The sequence below is a fragment of the Streptomyces lydicus genome (assembly GCF_004125265.1).
GTDB classification, from domain to species: domain Bacteria; phylum Actinomycetota; class Actinomycetes; order Streptomycetales; family Streptomycetaceae; genus Streptomyces; species Streptomyces lydicus_C.
In genome coordinates, this window is sequence record NZ_RDTE01000003.1 from 3453992 (window position 1) to 3466092 (window position 12101).

Consider the following 12101-nt stretch of genomic DNA (forward strand, 5'->3'; position numbering starts at 1 on the left):
CCAGTGAATCCTGTTTTTCCTCCGAGTCACGCCGCGTCGTGCCGTAGTCACCCAACGGAGGAAAACAGCAGATGAGTTTCGGCGACCCGAACAACCCCTACGGCCAGCCACAGCCGCCGCAGGGCCCGTACGGGCAGCAGCCGCAGGCGCCGCAGGGCCCGTACGGCCAGCAGCCCCCCGTCCCGCCGCAGGGACAGCCCGGCTACGGGTACCCCCAGCAGGCCCCGCAGCAGCAGCCCTACGGCTACCCCCAGCAGCAGGTCCCGCAGCAGCAGGTCCCGCAGCAGCAGGCGTACGGCTACCCGCAGCAGGCGGCGGCCCCCTACGGCCAGCCGGGGATGCCGGGCATGGGCATGCCGACGGGGTACGCGAGCTGGGGTGCGCGGCTGTGCGCCACGCTCATCGACGGCCTGGTCGTGGCCCTGGTGCCGGGCATCCTGTTCTCGATCGGGTTCGGCATGGTCTTCTCCGCCGCGAGCAAGCTCGACAGCTGTGCCTTTGACGATTACAACTGCCGGGCGGAAGCGTCTTCGTCCGCCTCGCCGGGCGTCGCCCTCCTCCTGTTCGTCATCGCCAGCCTGGCGATGACGGCGGGCGGCATCTTCATGCTCATCCAGGAAGGCAACAAGGGCCAGACCATTGGCAAGAAGGCCATGAGCATCCGGGTGGTCCGCGAGGACACCGGTCAGCCGCTCGGCTTCGGCATGGCCTTCGTCCGCCGCCTGGCGCACTTCCTCGACAGCATCGCGTGCGGCGTCGGCTGGCTGTGGCCGCTGTGGGACGACAAGGCCCAGACCTTCGCCGACAAGGCCGTGGCCTCAGTGGTCGTCAAGACCCAGTAAGCGGTTGGGGGTGCCCCCCGGCCCGAGGTGTACCACTCCGTGAAGGCCCCCTCGCCCCTGCGCGACCGGGGCCTTCACGGCTCCGTTCACGTCGTATGAAGGACACCGCTAGTGAGTTATCCCCCACAGAACCCCTACGGTCCGCCGCCGGGTCAACAGCCCCAGTACGGCTACCCGCAGCAGCAGCCACAGCAGCCGCCGCAGCCGTCCCCGTACGGCCCCTACCCGGGCGGCGGCGGGATGGCCGGTATGCAGCCGCAGTACCCGGTGGCGATGCCCAGCGGGGTGAAGACCGCCCGGGTGCTCCTGTTCGTGCTCTCCGGTGTGAACTTCATCGGGCTGATCCTCTCCGTGATGGGGCTGAGCGGCGTCAGCAAGGCCTCGCACAATGTCTCGTCGTACTCCACCACCGATGGCGTCACCGCGATCGACTTCAGCAAGGGCCTGCTGATCGCGGTGATCGTGCTCATCGTGGTCTTCACCGTGGTCGCGATCACGCTGGCCCTGCAGTTCACCAACGGGGGCAACGGGGTGCGGGTCGGCAGCATCGTCTTCGGTGTCGGCACCCTCATATTGAGCCTGTGCACCTTCCCGCTCGGCCTGGTCCACACCATCCTGGGCGTCATGGTGATCGCCTTCATCTCCAAGGACGAGAGCAAGTACTGGTTCAACAGGCCGCGTTACTGACGTCTTCGGTGACCGCGCGGATTCCGTGCGCGCATTCAGCGCGAAAGGGCCGCACCCCGGCTGGGGTGCGGCCCTTTTTCACTCCGGTACCGGCTGATCAGGCTCGGACTCGGGCTCAGGCCCGGACTCGGGCTCGGGCCCGGGCTCAGTGGAAGAAGTGCCGGGTCCCGGTGAAGTACATCGTCACGCCGGCCTTCGCGGCGGCCTCGACGACGAGTTCGTCGCGGACCGAACCGCCGGGCTGGGCCACGGCCTTGACGCCGGCCTCGGCCAGCACCTCGAAGCCGTCCGGGAACGGGAAGAAGGCGTCGGAGGCGGCGTAGGAGCCGCGCGCCCGGTCCTCGCCCGCCCGCTGCACCGCGAGCTTCGCGGAGTCCACGCGGTTGACCTGGCCCATGCCGACACCGACCGTGGCGCCGTCCTTGGCGAGCAGGATGGCGTTGGACTTCACGGCGCGGCAGGCGCGCCAGGCGAAGGCCAGCTCGGCCAGCTCGTCGGCGGACAGTGCAGTCCCGCTGGCCAGCGTCCAGTTCGCGGGGTCGTCGCCCTCGGCCTGCAGCCGGTCGGTCTCCTGGAGCAGGGCACCGCCGTCAACGGGCTTGACCTCTACGGGGTTCGACGGTGCGTCGGGGCAGCGCAGCACCCGGATGTTCTTCTTGCGGGCCAGGATCTCGACCGCGCCGTCCTCGTAGCCGGGGGCCACGATGACCTCGGTGAAGATCTCGGCGACCTGCTCGGCCATCGCCACGGAGACCGGGCGGTTGACGGCGATGACGCCGCCGAACGCGGAGAGCGGGTCACAGGCGTGCGCGTTGCGGTGCGCCTCGGCGACGTCCGCGGCGACCGCGATACCGCACGGGTTGGCGTGCTTGATGATCGCCACACACGGCTCGGCGTGGTCGTACGCGGCCCGGCGCGCGGCGTCGGTGTCCGTGTAGTTGTTGTACGACATCTCCTTGCCGTGCAGCTGCTCGGCCTCCGCGAGCCCGCCGCTGCCGTCCACGTAGAGCGCGGCGCCCTGGTGCGGGTTCTCGCCGTAGCGCAGGACGTTCTTGCGGGCGTAGGTGGCGCCCAGGAACTCGGGGAAGGCGGAGTCGTCAGCGGCCGCGTAGCCGTCGGCGAACCAGGAGGCGACCGCCACGTCGTAGGCCGCGGTGTGCTGGAAGGCCTCGGCCGCCAGCCGCTTGCGCTGCGTCAGTTCGAAGCCGCCGCCGGTGACGGCCTCCAGGACATCGGCGTAGCGGGCGGGGTTGACGACCACGGCCACCGAGGGGTGGTTCTTGGCGGCGGCGCGGACCATCGAGGGGCCGCCGATGTCGATCTGCTCCACGCACTCGTCGGGGGTGGCGCCGGAGGCGACGGTCTCCCGGAACGGGTAGAGGTTCACGATCACCAGGTCGAACGGCTCGACGCCGAGATCGGCCAGCTGCCGGCGGTGGTCCTCCAGGCGGAGGTCGGCCAGGATGCCGGCGTGGACCTTGGGGTGCAGGGTCTTGACCCGGCCGTCCAGGCACTCGGGGAAGCCCGTCAGCTCCTCGACCTTGGTGACCGGCACCCCGGCGGCGGCGATCTTCGCGGCCGTCGACCCGGTCGAGACGAGCTGGACGCCCGCCGCGTGCAGCCCCTGCGCCAGCTCCTCCAGCCCGGACTTGTCATAGACGCTGACCAGCGCGCGGCGGATGGGCCGCTGCGTACCTTCGGTGACGGTCACGAGATACGTACCTTTCGTCCCTCAATGCGGTAGCCGTGCCGGGCCAGACGCCCCACGACCTCGACGAGCAGCGATCGCTCGACTTCCTTGATGCGCTCATGCAGCGCGGATTCGTCGTCCTCGTCCCGGACCTCGACCACGCCCTGGGCGATGATCGGGCCGGTGTCGACGCCGTCGTCGACGAAGTGGACGGTGCATCCGGTGACCTTCGCGCCGTACGCGAGCGCGTCGCGCACGCCATGGGCACCGGGAAAGCTCGGCAGCAGCGCCGGGTGGGTGTTGACGGTGCGGCCGCCGAAGCGGGCGAGGAACTCCTTGCCCAGGATCTTCATGAAACCGGCCGAGACCACCAGATCGGGCGCGTACGCGGCGGTCGCCTCGGTGAGCGCCGCATCCCAGTCCGCACGGCTGTCGTAGTCCTTGACCCGGCAGACGAAGGTGGGGAGCCCGGCGGCCGCGGCACGCTCCAGGCCCGCGATCGCTCCCCGGTCGGCTCCGACGGCCACGATCTCGGCGCCGTACTCCTGCGGGCCCAGGTCGGCGATGCCGTCCAGCAGTGCCTGCAGGTTCGTTCCGGAACCGGAGACCAGGACGACGATGCGGGCCGGGCGGCCGGGGTCGGCGGGCTGGGCGGGGGGTGGGGAGGAAGCCACGGCGGGGCTCTTTTCCGATCTCGCGTGCTTTGTGTGGTCGTACAAGACTGCGGATACCGCAGATCCGGGGAACCCTACGAAGGCGCCGACCGTCAGCAACGATACCGGCACACCGCGCGGCCCCCACGGGACGGGGGCGGGCACGGGAGGTAGCGTCAGGCCTAAGACTGCGTGCAGTTCGTGGTAACCGGGCGCTTGTTGTGACGGCCCGCGTACGGACGACGCAAGAGACGACGCAAGACGAGACAGACGAGACAAGGGGAAGACGCACTCCAGATGACGGACCGACGCCGCCGCGCGGCCCTCCTGCTCCCTCCCCCGGCTACCGCTGGGTGGTGCCCCCAGCCCACCATCTCCCCCGGGATGGTGCTGCTGCCGCGTGAGCGCAAGCCGTCGTCCTCGTCGCCGGAGCCCGCCGCCCCGCATTCCCCGGACTCCGACCAGGACAACAACCCCTTCGCCCCGCCGCCGGCCGACGCGCCCGACCAGGAGTGGCGCCCGCGCCACCCCGCCCCGCACGGCAACGGTGACGGCAACGGCAACGGCGATGAGGACCGGCCGTCGCAGGACGAGCCGGCACCGGGCTGGGGCAGCCAGTGGAGCCCCCGGCAGCCGGGACGGCAGAGCGGCGGTTTCGGCACCCGCCCCGGCAGCCGCAACGGCCAGCAGGGCAACGGCCCCGGTGGCCCCGGCAGCCCCGGCGGGCTGCGCTGGGACCCCACCGACCCGGCCCAGCGCAGGGCGCGCTTCGCACTGCTCGGCGGGCTCTGGGCGTTCTTCTGCGTGCTGTTCGGCCTGCCGGAGGTCGCTCTGCTGCTGGCCGCACTGGCGCTGTACTGGGGCATCAGCTCGCTGCGCGCCAAGCCGAACCCGGCGAAGGCCGACGCGGCGGCCACCACCGCCGCCATGGAGGGGCGCCCCGCCCCCGCCGCCCCGCCGGCCCCGGGCGCACAGCCCGGCGCCCCTGCCTCGCCGGGCAGCACCCGGCCGCAGGTCACCGCGGCGATCGCGGGCCTGGTGACCGCCTCGCTGGCGCTGGTGATGGTGGCCGCGACCTTCACCGTGCAGATCGTCTACCGCGACTACTTCACCTGCGTGAACGACGCCCTGACCCAATCGGCCGGCAAGTCCTGCGAGCAACTGCTGCCGCGGGAGCTGCGGCCGCTGCTGAGCGCGCGGCAGTAGGTAGTAGGTCGTAGGCAGCCAGTAGGCAGCTGGGTAGTAGGCGGCAGTAGGCAGCGGGAGGCGCGGCCGGTCAGCCGTTCGGGGTGACGGGGGCGGCGACCGGCTTCGTGATGGCCGGTTCGGTGGCCGGCTGCTCCGTGGTGGCCGGTTTTGAGGCAGGCGATTCCGCGGTCGCCGGCTCCATGGCAGTTGGTTCCGTGGCCGCAGTCGGCTCCGTGGGGGCCGCCCGATCGGTGGCCGTGAGGTCATCGGGGCCGGGGCCGGGGCCGGCGCCCTCGCCATCCGCCGTCGCCACGCCGGGGCCGGTCGCGGTGCCCGTACGGCCCGCCGTGGCGCCGGGGCAGGTGTCCTCGTCCCGACCCCGCCGGCCCGCCCGCAGCCGCCAGGCCCGTAGCGCGATCGCGCCCGGGACGCCGGTCAGGGCGGTCCAGCCCGCTGCCGCGAGGCCCGTACGCCACCAGCTCGGGCCGAACGCGGCGAGCGCTCCGGTGCCCAGCGCGCCACCGGAGAGGCCCGCGAGCACTGCCGTGACGGCGCCGCAGAGACCGGCCCCCAGGGCTGCCGCACACGCCGTCGTCCACCACGACCAGGGGCGTCCCGCAGCGCCGGGCACCGACGGCCCGGAACGGGTCACCGAGCGGGCGACCGAGCGTGCCAGCAGCGCCCCCGCGATCAGGGGCACCACGGCCACCGCCCAGGTCAGCGGGTATCCCGGGCCGGCATCCGGCAGCCCGCCGAGCAGCGGCAGCCGGGGCAGCGCCGAAGGCGGCGAGGCACCCAGCGGGCCGACCGCGCTGCCCGCGCCGACCGTGAAACCCGGCCCCAGGGCATAGGCGGCGCCCCAGACGGCCGCGTTCGGGAGCAGGACGAGGCACAGCAGCAGCACCGTGGCGTGGCTCGCCCAGTCGGGCGCCAGCCGGAGCAGGTCGCCCCACACCCGGCCCGCGTGCAGGCCGAGGGAGAGCAGGGTGAGCAGGGCGCCGGATGCCAGCAGGGCGCCGAGGGCGGCACCGGCGGCGCGCGCCGCGACGGCGAACCGGGGGCCGCCGAGCAGGCTGCGCAGGCCGTCCGGCACCGCGGCCCCGGCCCGCAGCGCCCAGGCGGGCAGCAGATCGGCGCCGGGGTGCCGGAGCAGGAACCAGCCCGTACCGGCGAGCGTGGCGAGCGCGGTGGCCGGTACGGACGCCAGCACGCTCAGCGGCTCGGCGCTCAGCTCCCCGGCGGAGGCGTAGATCAGCACCGCGGCCGCGACCAGCAGATAGCCGGTGAGCAGCGCACCGAGCAGGGTGCGCGGCACCACCGCCAGGGTGGCGTCCGCGGCATTGCCGGGGCCCGCGCCGGGGCCGGTGCGAGCGTCGGCCGCGGTCGCCAGGGTGTGGCGGGCGGCCCGGTGGAGCAGCCAGACCGGGAGGACGGCGAGCAGCAGCGGGGTCACGGCGACCGGGACGGCAAAGTGGCCCGTGGTGCGTTCGAGGGCGCCGCCGTGCGCCATCAGCCACAGGTCGGCGGCGAGGTGCAGGGCCCGGGACGGGCCGTTGTCGGGCGCGGGGGAGGCGACCCAGAGCAGCAGCACGGCGACCGCCAGCGCGCCGAGGCCGAGGCCGGCGGCCGTCACACCGCCGAGGAACGCCGCGCCGATCGCGGACGAGCGCTGCGCGGCGGCTCGGCCGTGCGAGGACAGGGTGGGGCCACGCTCGGTCAACTGGCTCACGCGGCCATGCTGCCAACAAGAGGCGTTTCCTCCCCGCACTGGCGAAATGCCCGACGTGTCGCGCTGCGTCCGGCAATGCCGGTTTTCCACACTGCTCTGTATGACCCAGCGCGAGACGACCCGATGACCCGGCGCGAGAGGCCCCGGCCCGAGCAGGCCGCCGCCGCCTTCGACGACCTCCACACCCGGCACGCGGCAGCGCTGATGCGGCAGACGTATCTGCTCACCGGGCGGCCATGGCTCGCGCGGCGGGCCGTGCAGCAGGGGTTCCGGCGCGCCTGGCAGCACTGGCCGCAGGTCGCGGTGGACCCGGATCCGGCAGGGTGGGTGCGGGCGGCCGCGTACGAGTACGCGCTGACGCCCTGGCACCGGCTGTGTCCCGGACTGCGGACCGCCCGGAAACCGAAGCGCTTCCACGAGACCGGCGAGCGGGCGGACCGTGCGCTGCTGGCGGCGCTGCTGCGGCTGCCCGCCCCCTACCGGCGGGCGCTGCTGCTGCACGACGGGGTCGGGCTGGGGCTCTACGAGACCGCGGCGGAGATCGAGGCGAGTACCCCGGCCGCGGCCGGGCGGCTGACGCATGCGCGGGAAGGGATCGCCGAGCGGCTGCCGGAACTGGGGCTCGCCGGGCACCCGCCGGTGCGGCAGGGCGAGATCCTGCGGGCCCGGCTCATCGCGCTGACGGCCGCGCAGCAGGTGACGCCGACCGCCGCGGAGCGCGTACGGAGCGACGCCGAACGCAGCGATCTGCGGACCACCAGGGCGGCGGTCGGGCTGGCCGGAGGGTTCGCGCTGGTGGCGGTGGTGATGATGCTCGTGACGCCGGACCGCTACACGCCGCCCCCGGACAAGCCCCTGGCGACCGCGCCGCATGTCGCCGTCTCACCCACCGGGCACCGTGGCGCGGACGTCAGGAAGCAGGGCAATGCCGCGGTACGGAAGAGGCTGCGGGAGGCCCGTCTGGTGCCGGACGTGCGCTGAGGGACGACTGAGGGGCGCCCGAGGCCGACTGAGGGCCGGCGCCACGCTCCGGGTCCGCCCGGGACGCACCGTGCCCAACGCCCAGCACCGCCCCGCCCGAACGCCGAGCGCCCCCGCGGCGGAAGTTCTCTTCCACCGCGGGGGCGAAACGCCACGAGGGCGAGAGCCGGCAGCATCGCCGGCGGCCGTCAAGGACGACGTACGTCTACGTCCCTTCCGGCAACGACGCCGGGAGGCAGTCAGCCGCCGAGGATCTCGCGGGCCAGCCGCGCGGTCTCCGACGGGGTCTTGCCGACCTTGACGCCGGCGGCCTCCAGGGCCTCCTTCTTCGCCTGGGCGGTGCCGGAGGAACCGGAGACGATGGCGCCGGCGTGGCCCATGGTCTTGCCCTCGGGCGCGGTGAAGCCCGCGACGTAGCCGACGACCGGCTTGGAGACGTTGGCCTTGATGAAGTCGGCCGCACGCTCCTCGGCGTCGCCGCCGATCTCGCCGATCATCACGATCAGGTCGGTGTCGGGGTCCGCCTCGAACGCCGCGAGGGCGTCGATGTGGGTGGTGCCGATGACCGGGTCGCCACCGATGCCGACGGCCGAGGAGAAGCCGATGTCACGGAGCTCGTACATCATCTGGTAGGTCAGCGTGCCGGACTTCGACACCAGACCGATGCGGCCGGGCTTGGTGATGTCGCCCGGGATGATGCCGGCGTTGGACTGGCCGGGGGTGATCAGGCCGGGGCAGTTCGGGCCGATGATCCGGGTCTTGTTGCCCTTGGACTTCGCGTACGCCCAGAAGGCGGCGGAGTCGTGCACCGCGATGCCCTCGGTGATCACGACAGCCAGCGGGATCTCGGCGTCGATCGCCTCGACGACGGCGGCCTTGGCGAAGGCCGGCGGCACGAAGAGCACGGACACGTCGGCGCCGGTCTTCTCCATCGCCTCGGCGACGGAGCCGAAGACGGGCACGTCGGTGCCGTCGAAGTCGACGCTGGTGCCGGCCTTGCGCGGGTTCACACCGCCGACGATGTTGGTGCCGTCACCGAGCATCAGCTTGGTGTGCTTCATGCCAGTGGCACCGGTCATGCCCTGGACGATGACCTTGCTTTCCTTGGTCAGGAAGATAGCCATGGTTGTTGTGTCCTCGTCCTTTACTTAGCAGCCAGCTCGGCGGCCTTGTCGGCCGCGCCGTCCATGGTGTCCACGCGCTGCACCAGCGGGTGGTTGGCCTTCGACAGGATCTCGCGACCGAGCTCCGCGTTGTTGCCGTCGAGACGCACGACCAGGGGCTTGTTGACGTCCTCGCCCTTGGACTTGAGCAGCTCCAGGGCCTGGACGATGCCGTTGGCGACCTCGTCACAGGCGGTGATGCCACCGAAGACGTTGACGAACACGGACTTGACGTCCGGGTCGCCGAGGATGATCTCCAGGCCGTTCGCCATGACCTCGGCGGAGGCGCCGCCACCGATGTCGAGGAAGTTGGCGGGCTTGACGTTGCTGTGCTTCTCGCCGGCGTAGGCGACGACGTCCAGGGTGCTCATGACGAGACCCGCGCCGTTGCCGATGATGCCGACCTGACCGTCGAGCTTGACGTAGTTCAGACCCTTGGCCTTGGCAGCGGCCTCGAGCGGGTTGGCCGCGTCCTTGTCCTCCAGGGCCTCGTGCTCCGGCTGGCGGAACTCGGCGTTCTCGTCCAGGGACACCTTGCCGTCGAGGGCGATGACCTCGCCGCTGGCGACCTTGGCGAGCGGGTTGACCTCGACGAGGAGCGCGTCCTCGGCGACGAAGGTCTTCCACAGCGTCACCATGACGTCGGCGACCTTCTCGGCGACCTCGGCCGGGAACTTCGCCTGGGCGACGATCTCGCGGGCCTTCTCGATCGTGACGCCCTCGTTGGCGTCGACCGGGACCTTCGCGAGCTCGTCGGGCCGGGTCGCCGCGACCTCCTCGATGTCCATGCCGCCGGCGACGGAGGCCATGGCCAGGAAGGTGCGGTTGGTGCGGTCGAGGAGGTACGAGACGTAGTACTCCTCGGCGATCTCCGGAGCGGTCTCGGCGATCATCACCTTGTGGACCGTGTGGCCCTTGATGTCCATGCCCAGGATCTGACCGGCCTTCTCGACCGCGTCGTCCTCACTGGTGGCCAGCTTCACGCCGCCGGCCTTGCCGCGGCCACCGACCTTCACCTGCGCCTTGACGACCGACTTGCCGCCCAGCCGCTGGGTCGCCTCGCGCGCCGCCTCAGGCGTGTCGATGACTTCACCGGCCAGCACCGGTACACCGTGCTTGGCGAAGAGGTCCCTCGCCTGGTACTCGAACAGGTCCACGCGCGTCCGTCCCTTGTCTTCTCAGAATCGCCGTAGTGATCGCGGTTCGTTCGTCTGCGATGGGCGTGCCGCGAAGGGCAACGTGACGGCGCTGTCACTGAGGGAGGCGTACACGGTGACCGGATACGCGGCATGTCCGTCCCGCAGGTTATCGCCGGAGGACGTGCGTCCCTAAATCGCAGATCACACTCCAGCGGTGATTACCATCACAGATCTTTTGGCCAAGTTACGCCTTCTCGGGATTTCTGCATGCCGTCGGCCGGTTTGTCGTGAGCTGGATTGCGGTGGGGTGGTTTGCCGGGAGGGGGGTTTGGAGGGGCCTGGTCGGCGGGTCCGGGGATCTGATGGGGCGGGGGCTGGGGGTCTGATTGGCGAGGGCTGGGGTCTGCTGATTGGCGGGGGCTGGGGGTCTGATTGTCGGGGGCTGATTGGCGGGGGCTGATTGGCGGGGGCTCTTTATCGTCGCCATCCGTCGCCATCCGTCGCCATCGTCGCCGGAATGCCGTGTGTCGCTTTTCGACCGCCTCAGACGATCTTGAAGGGCGAGGCAGTCGGGGCCCCTCCGTGCGAGGCCGTCGGCTCCGCCCTGCGACGGGCCCGTTGTCACTCGGCCTGCGCGCTCACGTCGCGCATCGCCCGCGGCCTCCTCCCGGTACGCCTCTGTGCGCCCCGCCTCCGGCGATTCCGGTTCCGACGGCACGGGAATCCATGAGGGGAAGAGGTCCTCAGAAGGCGGGTCCGGAAGGCACCTTGACCCTTCAACTTCCCGCTACGGACACTGTCTTGAGCGCTCACGGATACCTACGCATCAGAAGTCACACCCATCAGAAGTCACACGCATCAGGAGACACACGCTTCAGGAGTCACACGCTTCAGGCTTGGTCCCGCTCCTTCTTTCTCGATTTCCCGGTGCCCCCACACCCGGCGCCGGAAGCGACGTACGACGCGGCGGGTCCGGTGCCGGGCAGGGCACAGACCACCGCGGCGGCCGAAGCCGCGGCCGACGCAGGAGGTACGGACCGATGGCCACTCCCCTGACCGCGAGCAAGCTCCTCGCGGCGCTGCGCAACGAGGGCCTGGTGGTCCACGAGGTGCGCGACTGGCGTGAGCACAATCGGAACGCCAAGGGCCCCTGGGGCCCGGTGAACGGCGTGATGATCCATCACACCGCCACGCAGGGCACCGACAGCACGGTGGACCTGTGTTACGACGGGCGCTCCGACCTGCCCGGGCCGCTGTGTCACGGCGTGATCGACAAGCAGGGCGAGGTCCATCTCGTCGGCAACGGCCGGGCCAACCACGCCGGGCTGGGCGACGGCGACGTGCTGCGTGCGGTGATCCACGAGGACGCGGAGCTGCCGCCGGACGACGAAGCGGACACCGACGGCAACCCGCACTTCTACGGCTTCGAATGCATCAACCTCGGCGACGGCAAGGACCCCTGGCCCGGGGCACAGCAGGTCGCCATGGAGAAGGCCGCGGCGGCGGTCTGCCGGGCGCACGGCTGGAGCGAACGCTCGGTGATCGGGCACCTCGAATGGCAGCCGGGGAAGGTCGACCCGCGGGGCGTCGCGATGAACGACCTGCGGGGCCGGATCAAGAAGCGGCTGGCGAAGCCGGCCGAGGGCGCACCTGAGCCGCAGCAGCCGGCGTACGAGCCGTTCCCCGGCCGCGACTTCTTCCGGTCCGGGACCCGCAGCCCGGTGATCACGGCGATGGGGAAGCGGCTGGTGGCCGAGGACTGCGACCACTACGAAATCGGCCCCGGTCCGGAGTGGACCGAGGCGGACCGGCAGTCGTACGCGGCCTGGCAGCGCAAGCTCGGCTTCCATGGCGAGGACGCGGACGGGGTGCCGGGGCGGGTCAGCTGGGAGCGGTTGCGGGTGCCCCGCACATAGCCCGGGAGCCCGTAGCCCGGCGGGTAGTCCGTAGCCAGCCAGGCAGGCAGGCAGGCAGGCAGGCAGGCAGTCCAACGCGTAGCTCTGGACGGCTCGTTGGCGCACCGGGGGGC

General features: G+C 71.7%; 10 protein-coding genes. 5 read left to right on the forward strand and 5 right to left on the reverse strand.

Annotated elements, in window-relative coordinates; translation table 11 throughout:
- The first annotated feature begins 71 nt into the window (after window positions 1–71).
- Window positions 72–842, forward strand: a complete 771-nt coding sequence (locus D9V36_RS17445) for an RDD family protein (RefSeq protein WP_129294600.1) — start codon at window positions 72–74, stop codon at window positions 840–842.
- Between the two features lie 111 nt (window positions 843–953).
- Entirely contained in the window at window positions 954–1529 is a 576-nt protein-coding gene (locus D9V36_RS17450; RefSeq protein ID WP_129294601.1) for a hypothetical protein, read from the forward strand.
- A gap of 145 nt (window positions 1530–1674) precedes the next feature.
- Here the strand turns inward: D9V36_RS17450 and purH are convergent, their stop codons facing one another.
- Complete coding sequence (gene purH / locus D9V36_RS17455) at window positions 1675–3240, reverse strand: bifunctional phosphoribosylaminoimidazolecarboxamide formyltransferase/IMP cyclohydrolase (RefSeq protein WP_129294602.1); 1566 nt, start codon at window positions 3238–3240, stop codon at window positions 1675–1677.
- Entirely contained in the window at window positions 3237–3893 is a 657-nt protein-coding gene (gene purN / locus D9V36_RS17460; protein ID WP_129294603.1) for a phosphoribosylglycinamide formyltransferase, read from the reverse strand. Before purN ends, purH begins: the two co-directional genes overlap by 4 nt.
- A gap of 276 nt (window positions 3894–4169) precedes the next feature.
- Between purN and D9V36_RS17465 the strand changes: the two genes are divergently transcribed.
- Window positions 4170–5078, forward strand: coding sequence for a hypothetical protein (locus D9V36_RS17465; protein ID WP_241720906.1), 909 nt, complete (start codon window positions 4170–4172; stop codon window positions 5076–5078).
- 70 nt (window positions 5079–5148) lie between these two features.
- On the opposite strand, the gene D9V36_RS17470 is transcribed toward D9V36_RS17465, so the two are convergent.
- Window positions 5149–6789, reverse strand: coding sequence for a cell division protein PerM (locus tag D9V36_RS17470; RefSeq protein ID WP_241720907.1), 1641 nt, complete (start codon window positions 6787–6789; stop codon window positions 5149–5151).
- Window positions 6790–6912: 123 nt separating this feature from the next.
- Between D9V36_RS17470 and D9V36_RS17475 the strand changes: the two genes are divergently transcribed.
- On the forward strand, window positions 6913–7770 hold the full coding sequence (locus D9V36_RS17475) for an RNA polymerase sigma factor (RefSeq protein ID WP_129294604.1): 858 nt from the start codon (window positions 6913–6915) through the stop codon (window positions 7768–7770).
- Between the two features lie 239 nt (window positions 7771–8009).
- Here D9V36_RS17475 and sucD read toward each other — a convergent pair whose 3' ends face one another.
- Both sucD and sucC read right to left on the reverse strand, forming a co-directional pair.
- Entirely contained in the window at window positions 8010–8894 is an 885-nt protein-coding gene (gene sucD / locus D9V36_RS17480) for a succinate--CoA ligase subunit alpha (RefSeq protein ID WP_006603733.1), read from the reverse strand.
- Between the two features lie 20 nt (window positions 8895–8914).
- The gene (sucC, locus tag D9V36_RS17485) at window positions 8915–10090 is read right to left on the reverse strand and encodes an ADP-forming succinate--CoA ligase subunit beta (protein WP_129294605.1); all 1176 of its coding nucleotides are present in this window, start codon (window positions 10088–10090) and stop codon (window positions 8915–8917) included.
- 1022 nt (window positions 10091–11112) lie between these two features.
- Here sucC and D9V36_RS17490 point away from each other — a divergent pair.
- Window positions 11113–11988 (forward strand): peptidoglycan-binding protein, encoded by an 876-nt coding sequence (locus D9V36_RS17490; RefSeq protein ID WP_129294606.1) that lies wholly within the window; start codon window positions 11113–11115, stop codon window positions 11986–11988.
- The last annotated feature ends 113 nt before the right edge of the window (window positions 11989–12101 follow it).